Annotated in this window: 14 protein-coding genes; 4 read left to right on the forward strand and 10 right to left on the reverse strand. The window is 49.5% G+C overall.

Annotated features, from left to right (window positions below; genetic code table 11):
• Positions 1–37: 37 nt before the first annotated feature.
• Complete coding sequence (locus tag V8F51_RS25790) at positions 38–2,503, reverse strand: excinuclease ABC subunit UvrA (protein ID WP_337103371.1); 2,466 nt, start codon at positions 2,501–2,503, stop codon at positions 38–40.
• A 144-nt stretch (positions 2,504–2,647) separates the two neighbouring features.
• On the opposite strand from V8F51_RS25790, the gene V8F51_RS25795 reads away from it, so the two are divergent.
• Positions 2,648–3,142 carry a MarR family transcriptional regulator gene (locus tag V8F51_RS25795; RefSeq protein WP_442956488.1) on the forward strand — a complete coding sequence of 165 codons (495 nt, stop codon included), beginning with the start codon at positions 2,648–2,650 and terminating at the stop codon, positions 3,140–3,142.
• Between the two features lie 513 nt (positions 3,143–3,655).
• Here the strand turns inward: V8F51_RS25795 and V8F51_RS25800 are convergent.
• Together V8F51_RS25800 and V8F51_RS25805 are read right to left on the reverse strand one after the other, a co-directional pair.
• A complete protein-coding gene (locus tag V8F51_RS25800) occupies positions 3,656–3,850 on the reverse strand; it encodes a hypothetical protein (protein WP_337103372.1) in 195 nt (64 codons plus the stop codon).
• Between the two features lie 42 nt (positions 3,851–3,892).
• Positions 3,893–4,432, reverse strand: a complete 540-nt coding sequence (locus tag V8F51_RS25805; protein WP_337103373.1) for an NAD(P)H-dependent oxidoreductase — start codon at positions 4,430–4,432, stop codon at positions 3,893–3,895.
• Positions 4,433–4,642: 210 nt separating this feature from the next.
• On the opposite strand from V8F51_RS25805, the gene V8F51_RS25810 reads away from it, so the two are divergent.
• Both V8F51_RS25810 and V8F51_RS25815 read left to right on the forward strand, forming a co-directional pair.
• Positions 4,643–5,017 (forward strand): winged helix-turn-helix transcriptional regulator, encoded by a 375-nt coding sequence (locus V8F51_RS25810; RefSeq protein WP_337103374.1) that lies wholly within the window; start codon positions 4,643–4,645, stop codon positions 5,015–5,017.
• 90 nt (positions 5,018–5,107) lie between these two features.
• On the forward strand, positions 5,108–6,019 hold the full coding sequence (locus tag V8F51_RS25815; protein WP_337103375.1) for an aldo/keto reductase: 912 nt from the start codon (positions 5,108–5,110) through the stop codon (positions 6,017–6,019).
• Positions 6,020–6,094: 75 nt separating this feature from the next.
• On the opposite strand, the gene V8F51_RS25820 is transcribed toward V8F51_RS25815, so the two are convergent.
• A complete protein-coding gene (locus V8F51_RS25820) occupies positions 6,095–7,033 on the reverse strand; it encodes a hypothetical protein (RefSeq protein ID WP_337103376.1) in 939 nt (312 codons plus the stop codon).
• Between the two features lie 92 nt (positions 7,034–7,125).
• On the opposite strand from V8F51_RS25820, the gene V8F51_RS25825 reads away from it, so the two are divergent.
• Entirely contained in the window at positions 7,126–8,001 is an 876-nt protein-coding gene (locus V8F51_RS25825) for an AraC family transcriptional regulator (RefSeq protein ID WP_337103377.1), read from the forward strand.
• Here the strand turns inward: V8F51_RS25825 and V8F51_RS25830 are convergent.
• From V8F51_RS25830 to V8F51_RS25855, 6 genes are all read right to left on the reverse strand, one after another.
• Positions 7,994–9,067, reverse strand: a complete 1,074-nt coding sequence (locus V8F51_RS25830; protein ID WP_337103378.1) for a Gfo/Idh/MocA family protein — start codon at positions 9,065–9,067, stop codon at positions 7,994–7,996. The genes V8F51_RS25825 and V8F51_RS25830 overlap by 8 nt on opposite strands.
• A gap of 12 nt (positions 9,068–9,079) precedes the next feature.
• On the reverse strand, positions 9,080–10,234 hold the full coding sequence (locus V8F51_RS25835; protein WP_337103379.1) for a Gfo/Idh/MocA family protein: 1,155 nt from the start codon (positions 10,232–10,234) through the stop codon (positions 9,080–9,082).
• A gap of 170 nt (positions 10,235–10,404) precedes the next feature.
• A complete protein-coding gene (locus V8F51_RS25840) occupies positions 10,405–12,015 on the reverse strand; it encodes an extracellular solute-binding protein (protein ID WP_337103380.1) in 1,611 nt (536 codons plus the stop codon).
• A gap of 67 nt (positions 12,016–12,082) precedes the next feature.
• The gene (locus V8F51_RS25845) at positions 12,083–12,979 is read right to left on the reverse strand and encodes a carbohydrate ABC transporter permease (protein WP_337103381.1); all 897 of its coding nucleotides are present in this window, start codon (positions 12,977–12,979) and stop codon (positions 12,083–12,085) included.
• A gap of 38 nt (positions 12,980–13,017) precedes the next feature.
• The gene (locus tag V8F51_RS25850) at positions 13,018–13,962 is read right to left on the reverse strand and encodes an ABC transporter permease (protein ID WP_337103408.1); all 945 of its coding nucleotides are present in this window, start codon (positions 13,960–13,962) and stop codon (positions 13,018–13,020) included.
• 231 nt (positions 13,963–14,193) lie between these two features.
• Positions 14,194–15,714, reverse strand: a complete 1,521-nt coding sequence (locus V8F51_RS25855) for a family 43 glycosylhydrolase (RefSeq protein ID WP_337103382.1) — start codon at positions 15,712–15,714, stop codon at positions 14,194–14,196.
• Positions 15,715–15,737: the final 23 nt, after the last annotated feature.

The following is a 15,737-nucleotide window of genomic DNA, read 5'->3' on the forward strand; positions in this document are numbered from 1 at the left end:
TTACTCCCTCCACGCACTCTTGCGTCTTATCTCTACCTTACATGCCTTCTGCCAGCATTTGCTTCAAGAACCGTCCCGTATAAGAAGCTCTCACTTCAGCCACTTGCTCAGGTGTGCCTTCCGCTACAAGCATGCCGCCTGCTGCGCCGCCTTCAGGGCCAATATCGATCACCCAGTCAGATTCTCGGATCAGCTCCAGGCTATGCTCAACAACAATAACGGTATTACCCGAATCGACGAGTTTGCCGAGCAGCACATGCAGCCGCTTGATGTCCAAAGGATGAAGACCGGTTGTCGGCTCGTCCAGCAAATACAGCGTATGATCTTTCGACGGCTTGCTCAGCTCCTTCGCTAACCTGATTCGTTGACCTTCACCGCCGGATAATGTTTTGACCGATTGACCCCATTTCAAATAACCGAGCCCCACCTCGCATAGCATTGCGATAAGCGCTGCAATCTTCGTCTCTGAGCTTAAGATGGGCAGACTTTCCTGTATGGACATATTGAGCAAATCGGAGATCGAATAGCCTTCATATTGTACTTCCAGCACATCGTCAGTAAATCTTCTGCCTTTGCAGTCATGGCACTTGACCTCTAGATCCGGCATGAAGTTCATGTCTACCGTTAACACGCCTAAGCCTTGGCATGTCTCGCAGCGCCCTCCGGGTGTATTGAACGAGAAGTGCTTCGAAGTGAGCTTACGCTTCTTAGCCTCCGGCAAAGCCGCGAACAGCTGACGCAAATGCGTGAATACATCGGTATACGTTGCGACATTCGAACGCTGCATTCTTCCCATTGGCGTCTGATCGAAAATGATCATATTTCCCGTCTGTTCTTCTGCGAGAATATCGAATACGAGCGTTGACTTGCCGGAACCCGATACCCCCGTTACAGACACTAGTTGCCCCAGCGGAAAACGGACTTCCGGGATGTTCACGTTGCGAAGCTTCGCATTCTTAATCGTAATCTGCTTGCCATTGCCTTTCCTCCGAACGCGAACTGATGCGGAAGATGATAGCCCCTGCCTCTCTTCTCTCAAATAAGCGCCCGTAACCGACGACTCGCTTGTCAATAAGTCTTCCAAGCTGCCTTCGCCTACAACGGTGCCGCCGTACAGACCAGCCCCCGGTCCGATATCGATAATATGATCGGCCGCGCGCATCATCTCGACGTCATGCTCAATGACGAGCACCGTATTGCCTAGATCGCGAAGCTCCTGCAGTACCCGAATAAGGCCGACCGTATCGCGGGGATGAAGTCCGGTCGTCGGCTCATCGATAATATACAGCACTCCGGTCAGTCCCGATCCAAGCAGCGAAGCGAGCCGTAGACGCTGTGCTTCGCCGCCGGACAGCGTTACCGTCTGACGGTTCATCGAGAGATAGCCAAGCCCTACATCCATAATCCGTTTAAGCCGGGTTGGCATATCGTGAAGAATCGGCTCAAGCAGATGCAGCCCCTCTGACGGAATCGTATCCCGTAGCGTTTTCGTCCATGCGTATACTTCGCCAAGCGACCAGTCCGATACTTCCGTAATCGATGCGTCTGCTACGCGAACTTGACGCACCTCTTGTTTCAATCGTGCGCCGAGACAAGCCGGACATTGCTGTTCATGGAAGAAGCCGCCCTCCTTCTCCTGTGCGCCCGCTTCCGCTTCCTTCTCTTTATAGCGCCGCCATAAACCAGGGATGACACCTTCGAACTTCGTACCCTGGACAGGCTTCACATTCGGATAATGACGTTTGAATGCTTCGCTTTCCACGCCGTAATAGAGCAAATCCCGCTGCACCTCGCCATAGTGCTTCAACGGCTGGTCGGGATCGAGCTCGAAGCCATAATGCTTAGCCGCCGCTGCAAGAATACGAATCTGAATATCGCGATGAACGCCGTTAAGCGAAGCAACGCCTCCTTCGCGCAAGCTTAGCTCCGGGTTGAATACCGCCGCTTCATTGATGCTAGCCACATGGCCAAGCCCGCCGCATGACTCGCATGCGCCTTCCGGCTTATTGAAGGAGAAATGCGACATACCAAGCTTCTCAAGCTGCGTGCCGCAATGCGGGCAGCCTATCGTCTGACGCTCCATCCAATCGTCTTCCTCCGTGATGGCTCCTTGCGGCTCGAATGAAGGCGCGATTATTTCGCTGCATGATGGACATACCCTTTCGCCCAGTCTGGCGAAAATAAAGCGGACGAACGTATAAATGTCCGTCACTGTCCCGACCGTCGAACGCGGATTGCGATTGGTTACATGCTGTCCAACGCTTATGGAGGGCGACAATCCTTCGATCGCATCCACCTTCGGCTTGCTGATGGAATCGGATGTCATCCCCATAGAATCCAAGTACAGCCTCTGGCATTCACGTTGGAGCGTATCCATCGCTAACGTTGACTTGCCCGAACCTGACGGCCCGGTAACAACGACAAGCTTGTACTTTGGAATCGATACATTTATATTTTTTAAGTTATTTTCCCGCGCACCCTTGATCATGATCATATCTTTCATTAGAAATAGAGCCTCCCTCGCTTTATTTTGCACTTAAAGAACGTTTAGTATAGAATGTATTTAATTGTTCGGTTCATCAAATATCTCTATTATCTAATATCTCGTTTATCAAGATATTTATATCTTAAAAGGAGGTTCGTTCTTTTGTCAAGCCAACAACCTACGCCAACAACTCGTCTGCAGGAGCAGCTCGCTCTTCGCATGCGGGGACTCGGAAGTCGTACCGTCTTGTATCAACAAAACGTCGCTGCAGCGCTCAAGGTGTACAATAGCGATTTTCTGTCCGTCGATATTTTGCGCGAAAGAGGTCCAATTACGGCAGGCGAGCTATCCAAGTTAACCGGCCTATCCACCGGCAGCGTTACCGCGCTAATCGATAGGCTCGAGAAGAACGGCTTTGTCCGCAGGCAGAATGACCCCAATGATCGCCGCAAAGTCATTATCGTTCCGATATACGAAGAGAAGGAAGACGTCAGCCATATTTACATGCCGCTTAACGACGCCATGATGGAGCTGGCCTCCACTTATTCAGATGAAGAACTCACACTCATCACGCAGTTTCTAGACAAAGCAAGCAACGTTATTGAAGAGCAGATGGCTACGCTCAGCTCCATCACACGCAGCAAATCAACGACCTAATACCATCGCATTCTAAAAAGACGATTTCCGTGCAGTCCACGAGACTCTACGGAAATCGTCTTTTGTTCTACTACTGACTAATTGACGAATATCTAACGGATGTACATCTTAGTAACGAACGTCAGAAACCTTAATTGTTGATTTTCCTCCCATCCTCATCCCTAACGAACTCTGGTACTCTTATTTCACTCAGTTCAATACATAAGAGTACCATCTTGGTGAAATAAGACTCCCATGATTCCCTACAAACCCAAAAACCTCAGAAATTCATGAATTAGCATATCTGAATTCGTTAAGGCATAGATGACGTTGCATGGAATCTTTTTTATTACATTGTCAGCAAAATGTTGTTCGTTAAAACGAACTCGTTCTCTTTCCGTCCTTAGAAACTATGATTAGAACGACGAAGAGCAGGCAGAGCACCTAGCCCTCCTGCTCTCTGTTCATTACTAGCGAACGCAAATAGAACATTCGATTAAAATAGTTGAATGCTACCTACCTTAATGCGGAAACCTATACTTCGTCATCTTCGACGTCTAATCCTAAATCTTCTGGTTCATAATCCCACTCGACAATTTGATCCAAATAACGTCCGGGCTGGCTTAGGAAAGACTCCCAAGTCATATCATGTAAAATCATAACCAAATCATAAACATCATATGTCGCTAGAACCTCTGCAGGTAGACCCGCAGACGTAAGCTCAGCCATAACAAAGCTGACTTCAGGATACTCCTGAAATCAGCAGCTCCCTTAATGCGCGAGCGCAAGCGCGGAAGATTGGATGAATCGAACGTAATTAACCGCTTCCTGCTTGAGTCGATCATCCGTTATCTCCATTGCTCCGTATACCTCGAACGACGGCAAATAGATGCCTCCGCATCTCTTGATCGTGCGCTCGATCGGCCGGAACAGCTCGCTAAGCGTATATTCATTGTCCCCGCCGGAGCGGTATGAATTCCAAGTGCCCCCTGCAGTTGTCGCGATTGCGAACTCTTTGCCGTGGAGATGATTTCCTCCAGGACCGTATGCCCAGCCGTACGTTAACACGTCGTCGAACCATTTTTTCAAGAGCGGCGGGCTGCTATACCAATATAACGGGAACTGCAGCACAATACGGTCATGCGCAAGCAGCCGTTCATGCTCTTTCTCCGCGTCGATGTCCCAACCCGGATACTCCGCGCTTAGATCGCGATACGTAACGTTCGATTCCTCCATGGCGGCAGCTGACAGCGCGCGGTTAACCCGAGATTCGCCAATATGGGGATGCACGGCAATAATCATTATGTTCATAACAACCATCCTTTGTTCGATAATTGCAGAATCGCGATCTACACCCCCATTATGGACCCGATGCAAATTTTAGGAAAGTACGCAGTTTTTACGTACTTGGTACGGTTAACCATACTTAGTACGCTGGAAAATCGTACTCCACAATAACGGGATTCATCTGTTAAAATGCAAGTATCGGTCTTAGCACTAGATAGTCGGGAGTGAATCGTAATGGGACTAACGAACGGTATTATCGCTACGCTGCAAGTAATCGGAGGCAAATGGAAACCGCTTATCTTATTCTTATTGCTGAATGAAGGAACGCTTCGATTCGGAGAACTGCGGCGTTTGCTGCCGAATATTACGCAAGGCATGCTGACGAGCCAGCTTCGCGAAATGGAACGCGACGGTCTTGTCGTTCGCCGGGTATATCAGGAAATTCCGCCGAAGGTCGAATATGAGTTGTCCGAGCATGGCCTTTCGCTTCATCAGGTGCTGGCCGATATGTGCGGTTGGGGCTTTATCCATATCGATTATATGAAAGAGACGAATAACCAAAGCGAGGATGAGGCTGCTCTCTCGCCAATCAACAGCGCCAACAAATAGTTTCGTAGTTTAGTTGCCAGTCTATCGTTTTTGTGATAAAACGAACTTATCTTTCTTATATTTGGAAGAAAAGGAGCTGCGTATACGACAATGGAAAAAGCTCTACTTGGCCGGACAGGATTGCCGGTAACGAAACTTAGCTACGGCGCTATGGAAATTCGAGGTCCACGCGTATGGAGCGGAAGGCCCTTCGAGGATATAGACGCGGAGCGCATATTGAATACCGTACTGGACTTAGGCATCAACTTCATCGATACCTCTTACGACTATGGCAGAAGCGAGGAATTAATCGGCCGTTTCATCAGCCATCGCCGGGATGAATACATTCTCGCCACGAAGTGCGGCTGCTGCGTCACCGATCGCGGCGACCATGATGAAACCTCTCATATTTGGACGCGCGACAACCTGCTGCATAATATAGACACGAGCCTGACAAGAATAAATACAGATTATATCGACCTCCTCCAACTGCATGGCCCAACACCGCAGCAGGCCGAGGAAGGCGAACTGGTCGATGTTCTGAAGGAAATTCAAGCAAGCGGCAAGGTTCGTTATATCGGTGTGTCCTCCTACCTCCCCAACTTACCCCCATTTGTCGATTGGGGCACATTCGATACGTTCCAGCTTCCCTACTCAGCCTTGGAGCGAGAGCATGAAGATTGGGTAACGAAAGCTGCCGGCACCGGAGCTGGAATCATCGTCCGAGGCGGCGTTGGCCAAGGCGAGCCGGGAGTCGGGCGCGGATCGACAGACCGATGGAGCGCTTGGGAGGAAGCAAAGCTTGACGAACTGCTGGAGCATGGCGAGCAGCGAACGGGCTTCCTGCTTCGCTTCACCTTGTCTCATCCATCCATGACAACGACGATCGTCGGAACGAAGAATCCTGATCATTTGGCGGAAAATATCCGCTATGCCGAGATGGGGCCATTGTCTGCCGATGTGTATGAGGAAGCGAAGAAGCGTCTTGATGCGATCGGACGCAAAGCATTAACCATTGCGTAAGCGACAACCCAAATAGCTCATTCCTAGGCCGACATAGGCCATGTGGATTGAGCTTTTATAGTATGCAGCCCCCTATTAATCCAACGCTACCCGAAGCGTCCAACGGTTCGTGGAATGCCCTTGCACTTGCTTTACCTTGCCGATTCGATGCGCATAGTCAACGCTGTCCATATAGCCGGAAGCAGGCTCGATGGCGAACGTGTAATCGTCGAAGCCGCCGTAATTGGCCCAGATGGCCAAATATGGATTCTCCTCCGGAGAGAAGCGGAATGAAATGCGATCGCTTGTGACTGGATCCGCCAAGCTTGCGTATCCTTCCTGCAAAGCATCCGTGAAATAATATTTCTCCGCCGCCAAGGTTGAGCCGTCCTCAATAACGGACAGGTTGACTTCATCTCCGTTTTTTGTCGGAGCTATAGGGTAGCATGTCACGTCCAGTTGTTTACCGATTCTATCAAGATGAGAGTATGAGATCTGAATATTGCCGCTCGATGGCTCTGTATCTAGCTTCATGCCGGGACTAACGGCTAATAGCGGATGGGCTGCCCATAAATAAGAGAACACATGCGGCGTATTATTATCTAGACGGTAATCGATCTTCAGTTCATTGCCATCAAGCGCGATTGTCTTCGTCAGCCGATAGGGCACTTGAACGCCTTCGACCGACAGTATTAACCGATCGCCATCAAACTCTCGGTTCCATGGCATACACCATACTTCGCCGTGATCCGGATATCGCTTGTCCGTCCAAGGCTCGTCCGGACAGGGGCAAGCTTCGATCGTCGGGAACATCTCGTCCCAACCTCCCCGGTCTCCCTCGTCCCAGCGCATGCCATAATGAAGCTCCTGCCAGGGACGGTCCGTACGATGAATCCACTCCCTTCCGGTGCGCTTGTCCGCGAGCGAAATGATTTTGCCTCCCCGCTCCGGAACGATATGAACGATTATCCGCTCGTTCTCACCGATTAAGCACGTATAGCCTTGTTCCTCGTATTCGCTCCATGTAGTGGTCATTATGATTCCTCGCCTCTTGTTTTTTGAAATATTAAACATAAACTATAGGTATAGATAGTTGCCAAAAAAAGCGGCACAGGAGAGATATCCGAGTGAGAACCGATCTGCGCATGGCGCCACTATACTTTTCATATGAACGCAAAAGCAGCTACGAAGAACAATATCAAGGCGTATTTCATGCCCATCTAGAATTCGAAATTCTGATGATCCATGAAGGTCAGGGCTCGATAATCGTCAATCAGCGGAATTACGAGATCAAGCCCGGCATGATCTGCGTATTCCAGCCCTTCCAATTGCATCATGTGCAAACGGTAATTGGCGAAAATACGCCCTTCGTGCGCTCCGTCATTCAATTCGAGCCATCGCGATATGAGGCCTTCTTCGAGAACTGGCCTGCTCTTCATGCTTTCTTTAAGCAATTTCACAAAGGAAAGCCGCCCACTCCCGGGTATTACGAACCTAAGGAGATGGAGCGGCTATCGCATATTTTGCTAAGTCTGCAAGAATCGATAGAGAGCTTGTCCAAGGATCAATATCTCGAGGAGTTCTCTCTTTTCCTGATCGCTTTTTTCCGTACCTTCAGATCTCTGTACGAGAGCCGGCGCTTGGATTCGCGGGCGGAGCAGCAAACCCGTCAACCGCACCAAGCCGAGAAGATCATGGAGTGGCTGGAGAGCCATTACAATCAACCTTTGCGCCTGGAGAAAATGAGCACCGATTTGCACCTTTCCCCGTATCATTTGTCTCATTTATTCAAGGATTGCACGGGCAGCACAATATCGGAGTATCTAACCGCCAAGCGAATGCAGCAAGCCGTCATTCTTCTTCAATCGAGCGATTATGCCGTTTCCCGAATTGCCGAGGAGGTAGGCATTACGAACAGTTCCCACTTCTGCAAGTTATTCAAAAACCATTTCGGCTCGACGCCTTACCAATATCGCAGGCAATGGCAGGATCACGTCAAATAATCCGAATCGCGTCTCGCTGCGCGATCAAGCTGAGCTCGGCCGCCATGAAGGCATGCTCTTGGGTCATTGCATTTTCCGTGCGATGCAAGCAGTCCAAAATCAGCTGACCGAAATACGGGAATCCTACCTTGCCTTGCACCTGAATATGCTGCTCTCCTGCCCCATTGACGAGATACACATGTTCTCCCGTCGCTTCTCTGCCGATATCGACATACTTGCGCAATTCGATATAGCCGTCCGTGCCTAAAATGGTCGTTCTGCCGTCTCCCCACGTACTTAGGCCGTCCGGCGTGAACCAGTCCACGCGGAAATAGCCGGTTGCTCCGTTATCCCCGATGAACGTGGCATCCCCAAAATCTTCAAAGTCCGGATATTGCGCATGATGGTAGTTGGCGACTTTACTATGAGAGAAGATCGAATGGCGAGCGCCGGTGTAATACAAAAACTGCTCGACTTGATGGCTTCCGATGTCGCACAGAATACCGCCAACGGACTCCATCTTGAAAAACCAATCCGGTCTTTGGTTCGCGCTCATTCTGTGGGGTCCAAGACCGATGACTTGCAGGACGCGGCCTATCGCGCCTTGCTCGATCAGTTGCCCCGCATAAATCGCGCTTTCCGAGTGTAACCTTTCGCAGTAATATACCGCATATTTCCTGCCTGTTTCTTTCACCATCGCGCGCGCCGATTCCAGCTGCTCCAATGTCGTGAAAGGAGCTTTATCCGTGAAATAATCTTTTCCTGCCGCCATGACGCGCAAGCCGAGCGCGCAACGCTCCGACGGGATCGCGGCCCCCGCGACTAAGATAACGGATGGATCAAGTAAAATCTCATCCAAAGACGTTGCGACGCGTGCACCCGGAAATTTATTGGCAAACTCGCTTGCTTTCACAGAGTCAGGATCGAACACCCATTTCAGTTGACCGCCCGCCTCTTGAAGTCCGTTGCACATCCCGCCGATATGCCCGTGGTCTAAAGCTGCAGCCGCGAAAATAAATTCGCCTGGCTCGCATACCGCATTAAATGTGCCAACCGGCGCAAAATGCATACCGCTAATCTTATCCATATGGCTTCTCTCCTATGCTTTGTAGTCGCTGCCGGTAGATATCGAGAGCGTTTGAAAGTTTTCTATGGATTTATTTTTTTCATAGAAATGGGTCGCATTGGCCTGAATGCCTTCTCTTGAATAAAAAGCATCATCTGGTTCCAACGGCAGCTCCACAAGCTTACCTGTGCTTGCCGATTTATAAATTGCCGTAATCATCTCCAGAGTCTGTCTACCGCTGATGCCATCGATCAACGGAGAAGCGTTCTTCTCGATGGCAGTCAGAACATCGTCAATCTGTCCGGCATGCCCTTCGTGAATGACTTCAGGCAAGCTCTCGTAATAAGCATGAAGCTGCTTCTCCAAATCGGTATCCTTCTCGGGGAATCCATTGGAGAGCGAAGTCGACGCCGTTACTTTCCAAGGGACGGACACTCTCGCTTTGGCTCCTTGGAATATTAACTGCTGTTCTTCGCCATGGTGGACGACGGAGCTCGTAATTTGTCCCAATGCCCCATTATCGAACCTGAGCATGGCGATAGACAGATCCTCCACTTCGGCATTGTCATGGGATACGTTGCTCATGAAAGCTTGCACTTGATTCGGCCTGCCGTTCATCCAAAGCATTGCGTCGATATGATGTACAGCATGGTTTAGCGTGGGCCCTCCGCCCTCTTTCTCCCAAGTGCCTCTCCACCACAAATCATAATAGCAATGGCCGCGCCACCAGAAAGAGTCCACTTGAACATGCACGATTTCGCCCATCAGCTTGCTGTCGAGAACGGCTTTTAATTTCATCATCGGCGTTCTGAAACGGTTTTGCGCAACGACGGACAATATTTTCCCGGTTCTGCGGGCAGCATCATTCATTAAATCGCATTCTTCCAAAGAGGATGCCATCGGTTTCTCCACAAGTACGTGCTTGTTCGCTTCCATAAAATCGACTGCCAGAGAAGCATGCGTGTAAGGAGGCGTACATATGGATACGAGATCAATATCTTCCGCCAGCAAATCCTGAACGTTTTTATAGCCTTTGGCCTCAAGCCCAAACTTCTCGATTTGGGCCCATGCTTTGTCTTCATAACTGTCGCTAATAGCCACAATCTTACAGCGGTCCGGAAACTTTAAATACGACTCAATATGTGCGCTGGAGATGGCCCCTGCGCCGATAATAGCAACCTTAAGCATCTCTTAACCTCCCATGGATTTGATGCTTATATCGTAACAAGGACAGCACACGAATTGTGACTTCATCTTGCGCAAAAATACCGTTGCTTTGCGGTGAAAATTCAGACTAGGCATAAAATGAGAAAGGCAAGCTCGATGAGCCTGCCTTTCTCAAAATATAGGTTGTTCTATTAGCTTTTGTTTGCGAGAAACGCGGATGCCTGCGTCTCGACTTCAGTCTTCACTTTGTCGATGCCTGCCGCCTTCATCTTGTCATTCAGCGTTGCAATCGCGCTGTCAACGTCTTTGACGGCCCCGATCGTAATCGGGAGGAAATATTGAGCCGCAACGTTTTTCAAGTTGGCAACTTCCGACTTTATGCTCTCCGTATTGACCGCAAATCCTAGATAGGTCGCTGGCGCAAGATAGTCTTTAATTTTGCCGTTCAAATCAATGTACGAATCCGTCCACGATGCGCTTGGCTTAAAGAAATCTTTATTAACGAACCAGAAGCCTGCCGCATCGGCCGGGTAAGTGTTCGTATCCGGCGTAACTCCCTCTGGAAGTGTAAGCTTATCGTCGCCCGTAATAGCGTAATGCTTGCCTTCGATGCCATAATAAGCCAGATACACATAAGACTCGTCTTGCATAATTAGATCAAGCGCTTGCAAGGCTCTCTCTGGATTTTCCGAATTTGCAGCTATCGCAATGCCGTTATTCAGCCAGCTGCTTGACGGAGCATGACCCGTTGGAGAAAGCACCGGCATAATATACGTTTCGATTCCTTTGTCTTGGCAGCTCGCCAATGTCGCTTGAATATCGATGGAGTTGCCGAACGCCACGCTCGCCTTGCCTTCGCAGAAGTTGTCTTTGGAACGCACTTTGTTGGAATACGGATTTTTGTTGACGTAACCCGCGTCGTACCACTTTTTCATAATATCAGCTGCATATTTATACGAGCTTTGAATCGGCTCCTCTGCCAAGCTGATCACTTTGCCGGAAGGATCTTCGTTGTCGGTAAACACGCCGATTGACATCGGATCCCCCGAATCCATCGGAGCGCCTTGATAGGCGAACTTCTCGCTAACAAGCGCGCCGAATGGAGCCGGCAGGTCGTATTGCGAATCCAGGTTCAACGGTATCATATCCGGATAACCTTGCTTAACAGCCGCAAAATAAGGATCGAGTTCAGAAATTTTCGTCGGATTGCTTAGTCCCGCTTTGTCCATAATGTCCTTGCGCAGAACGATTACGTTTACTTTACGGTCAGGTGTCGTAGTTGGGATCATATATTGCTTGCCGTTCACTTGCGCAGCTTGATAAGCTGCCGGATCCTGCTTCTCGTAGTACTTCGGCATGTTCGTCTTTAGTAAATTCTCATCCAGCTCCTTGAACGAGCCCTTGTTCGCTTCCGAATTGTAGAAGTTCCAATCCGCGGCGAACACGAAGTCAACGTCTTCGCCGGATGCAAGGATAAGCGGATATTTAGATGCAACGTCACCCCAGCCGATGTAATTGATTTCTAGCGTTGCATTTATGTCGTTCTTAAGCTTCTCGTTGAGTGCTGCCATCACTTCGGGCATTCCCTTCGGTGCTTCGCCTAGCAAATATCCGACGAGTTTGACTTCTTTGGAATTGTCCGGCCCCGCTGCCTCCTCCGTCGATGCTGGCGTATTGCTTGATTCTGCCGGAGCATTCGTAGCTGGACTGTTCGTCTTGTTGTTGCCGCTGCAAGCGGCCAGTACCATTGCAAACATAATTACCGCTAAGATGGCAAGACTGCTTCTTTTTACTGCTTTCATCTGATTGCCTCCCTTTTTATGTTCAAATCATTTGTATATAAACTCCGTCATAATTCCGGAACCTATATCAGCCTTTGACTGCACCGATCGTAATGCCGCTTACGAAGTACTTCTGAACGAATGGGAACACGAGCACGATTGGGCCCGTAGCAATGACGGTCATCGCAAGCTTGAACGTCTCTTTCGGCGTGTCCAGATTCGATACGTGCTGCGCCATGGCCGCTGATAAATTAATCGCCGACAGCATCTTGTACAGCAAGTATTGCAACGGCATCAAATAGTCTTTGTTCGTGAACATCATCGCTGTCCACCAGTCATTCCAATAAGCGAGCGCCGTGAATACGCCGATGGATGCAAGCGCCGGTTTCGTGAGCGGAAGCACCATTTGCAGAAAGATACGCAAGTCGCCGGCACCATCGATTTTGGCCGATTCGATTAATGGTTCAGGAACGGAGCCGCGAATGAAGCTTCTCAAAATCAAAATGTACATGACGTTAAACATCGGTGCCAGAATGAGGACCAAATACGTATTCGTTAAGTGAAGATTGCGGCTTAGCCAAATATAGTAAGGCGCGAGCCCGCCGCTGAACAGCGTTGTGAAGAAAAGGAAAAAGGATAGCGCGTTGCGGTACTTCAGCTCCTTGCGGCAAAGCACGTATGCCGCCATTGTAGAGATGAAAAGCGAGACAACTGTGCCAATGCCCGTAACGATAATAGACACTTTGTATCCTGACAACACATCCTCCGGGTAACGAAAGATATAAGCAAATGCTTCCAGGGAAAATTCGCGCGGCCAGAACCAGTAGCCCTCTCTCATAACCGAACTCTCCGAAGAGAACGCGCCAGAGATGAGCACGATGAACGGCAACACGCACACGATTGCGATGATGGAAACGATGACGTACGATACGGCCGTATAGACCGGTGACGAATTCAACTTCTTTTTAACGACATTGCTGCTCATATTAGTCACCTGCTTGTCATGAAATGGGTATGTTTTGATTAAAACAATGCTTGATCCTTGTCATATCTGCGTACGAGCCAGTTGGCGCTCAATATAATAATCAGTGTCAGTACCGATTGGTAGAAACCAACGGAAGATGCCATTCCAAAGTCCGCTGTTCCCATCAGTGATCTAAATGCAAGCGTATCGATAATATCCGTCGCATCCATAAGCAAGCCGTTGTTACCGATCAGTTGATAGAACATATCGAACTCGCCCCGCATGATCCGTCCAAGCCCTAACAACAGCAATATGATCATGGTCGGCTTCAGAAGCGGCAGCGTTATTTTCGTGATTTTCTGGAGTCTTGTCGCACCGTCGATTGTCGCGGCCTCGTACACTTCCTGGTCAATGCCGACTATTGCCGCCAAGTAGAGAACGCTGCCGTAGCCGACCCACTTCCATACATACAGAAACGGTAATATCAGGTACCAGTACCAGGTCGTCGAGTAAATATCGAGCGCATCAACATGGAAATAAGCTAAAATACGATTGATGATACCGTACTCGTAGTTCAAGAAGTTGTACACGAAGGCCGATACGGTAACCCAAGAAATAAAATAAGGTAAAAACATAAGCGTCTGAGACAGCTTTTTAAACCATTTCTTCTGGATTTCGGAAATGACGATTGCTGCCAGTATCGAGAAAAAGGTGTAACAGCTCAAAAAAATGACGTTGTATACGATCGTATTTCGCGTAACGAGCAATGCCTTGCCGGACTGGAAAAAATAAGTGAAGTTATCGAAGCCTACCCAAGGACTTGCAAAGATGCCGCCCTTTAACGTGTAGGATTGAAACGCCATGACGATGCCGGCCATCGGAACATAAGCAAATATAATGAAATATATGGCTATCGGAGCAAACATCAGGTAAAGCACCCAATTGGATTTCATATCTCTGAACAGTCCGCTCTTCTTTCTATTCCGAGGCCGCTTCGCTGCCATTACGGCTTCTGCTCCTGCTCTCGGCTGTGCTTTCATGCTCACGTTCATCACCTTCCGTCTCTGTTCTCTTGTGTCGCTCTCTCTTTCTTCATTCTAAGGGAGACGACTATATCGACGTAATGCGACAAACCTACGATTACCTTTGAATTCCTATGCTGGCTTTGCTATTTCGTATGAGAAAAGGCAGCCGGAAGCTGATATGCTCCCGACTGCCCCTATTCCAATCCCCGATTAGTTCTTAGTCAATGACCAATCGTCCACCCGCAGCCAATTGCCCGCATTAGCAACGCTATATACGCCAATCTGTGCCGATCCGTTCGTGACGGCAATATTGGATATGGTAATCTCGGTCCAGTTGTTTAGCGAATTGTTTATTGCCGCGTTTTTCTCCGTTCCACCGAAGTTTTTCACATAGATTTGGGCGATTGACTGCCCTCCGCCGCTCCTCACCCACGCCTTCAGCGTGTATGTTCCGTTCGGTAAACCCGTAATGTTCTGATACATGCTTGCGCTGTAAGCCGAAGCGCTATATTGCGTCATGGCGTACCGTCCCGTTCGTCCGGGCGAAATATTGGAGTTCGGATCCGTCGTTACGTTCTTCCAGTTGGACCAGCCAGTTAGAGTATTCAGCGTTATCCGATCCGCCTCATAGCTCGGATTCATGACATAGTTATTGCCGGCCGCCACGCTCCAGGTCCCTGCCGCCGCATCCAGATTGAACTTGCTCAAGGAATTAAGCACCGGCGTTGTCCCGCTGAACGTAACCGGCATCCATTGGTTGTACCCGAGCCCGTTGCCCGCGAAGTCGCTCCAACGATCTCCGGCGAACAGAATCGTTGTTCCCGAGCTGCCTTGCACTTTGATGAAAAAGCCGGTTTGGGTGACATGCGAGTAATCCTTATCTGAATTGATCATGACGAATTCGCTGGAATATGGCCCCGTTATGTTGGAGGATGAAATGCAGTAGGCTTTCGAAGCGTTCCAGCCATGCAGGTCGGAGGAGCATAAGTAATAAAGGCCGTTATGCTTGAACATGGCATTGCCCTCTCGTCCACCCTGCGTGCTCTGGTACACCTGTGTAGCCGGCTCGATATTCAAATAATCCGACGTTCTCAGCTCCGAGACATACAGGCGTGATCTTCCGTTCGCGTTGCTGAATACAAGATATGCTTTGCCGTTATCGTCTACGAAGGTTGATTGGTCGCCAGGCAGGTTGTTCACGACGTTCGTTACCGAGGTCTGGACATGATGGAACGTGAAACTGCCAGTTGGCGTGCTGCTTGTGGCGAAGGCCGTGCCGGAGCCTGCTGGTCCCGCATATTGCGTGAGCAGAACATACTGCTGCGTGTTGGAATTATAAACGACTCCGAGCCTGCCAAGCCAATCCGGATCCCATGTCGATCCCTCAGGACCGGCCGTAATGACGTTTCCTTGGAACGTCCAGTTGACCAAGTCCGTCGACGAATAGCAAGTGACGGCAGCGAAGCTGGTATCGCTGTTTTTGCCGCTTGGGTTATTGTAGTAGGTAACCGCCCCGTTGTATTTGACTCCATACCAGTAATACGTGCCGCCGACCTTTAGGATATTGCCGCCTTGTGAATAAATTGGATTACCCGAAGTATCTTTCCAGAATACATCGTTGGTTAGTGTTGCACTGGCAGCGCTGGCGGGCACTGCGCCGAAAGAAAATGCGGTAATGAATACAAGCAGGAAACATTGAAGCACGCTGTAAGGCTTAACTCCTTTGATCATCTTGAACATCCTTCCTCATTGAG

Origin of the sequence: Paenibacillus sp. YIM B09110 (genome assembly GCF_037167145.1) — a bacterium.
GTDB lineage: Bacteria > Bacillota > Bacilli > Paenibacillales > Paenibacillaceae > Pristimantibacillus.

Excerpts from the sequence above, each read along its gene's own strand:
- V8F51_RS25790 (WP_337103371.1), bottom strand. The coding sequence starts at position 2,503 with ATGAAAGATATGATCATGATCAAGGGTGCGCGGGAAAATAACTTAAAA.
- V8F51_RS25800 (WP_337103372.1), bottom strand. The coding sequence starts at position 3,850 with ATGGCTGAGCTTACGTCTGCGGGTCTACCTGCAGAGGTTCTAGCGACA.
- V8F51_RS25805 (WP_337103373.1), bottom strand. The coding sequence starts at position 4,432 with ATGAACATAATGATTATTGCCGTGCATCCCCATATTGGCGAATCTCGG.
- V8F51_RS25810 (WP_337103374.1), top strand. The coding sequence starts at position 4,643 with ATGGGACTAACGAACGGTATTATCGCTACGCTGCAAGTAATCGGAGGC.
- V8F51_RS25815 (WP_337103375.1), top strand. The coding sequence starts at position 5,108 with ATGGAAAAAGCTCTACTTGGCCGGACAGGATTGCCGGTAACGAAACTT.
- V8F51_RS25820 (WP_337103376.1), bottom strand. The coding sequence starts at position 7,033 with ATGACCACTACATGGAGCGAATACGAGGAACAAGGCTATACGTGCTTA.
- V8F51_RS25830 (WP_337103378.1), bottom strand. The coding sequence starts at position 9,067 with ATGGATAAGATTAGCGGTATGCATTTTGCGCCGGTTGGCACATTTAAT.
- V8F51_RS25835 (WP_337103379.1), bottom strand. The coding sequence starts at position 10,234 with ATGCTTAAGGTTGCTATTATCGGCGCAGGGGCCATCTCCAGCGCACAT.
- V8F51_RS25840 (WP_337103380.1), bottom strand. The coding sequence starts at position 12,015 with ATGAAAGCAGTAAAAAGAAGCAGTCTTGCCATCTTAGCGGTAATTATG.
- V8F51_RS25845 (WP_337103381.1), bottom strand. The coding sequence starts at position 12,979 with ATGAGCAGCAATGTCGTTAAAAAGAAGTTGAATTCGTCACCGGTCTAT.
- V8F51_RS25850 (WP_337103408.1), bottom strand. The coding sequence starts at position 13,962 with ATGGCAGCGAAGCGGCCTCGGAATAGAAAGAAGAGCGGACTGTTCAGA.
- V8F51_RS25855 (WP_337103382.1), bottom strand. The coding sequence starts at position 15,714 with ATGATCAAAGGAGTTAAGCCTTACAGCGTGCTTCAATGTTTCCTGCTT.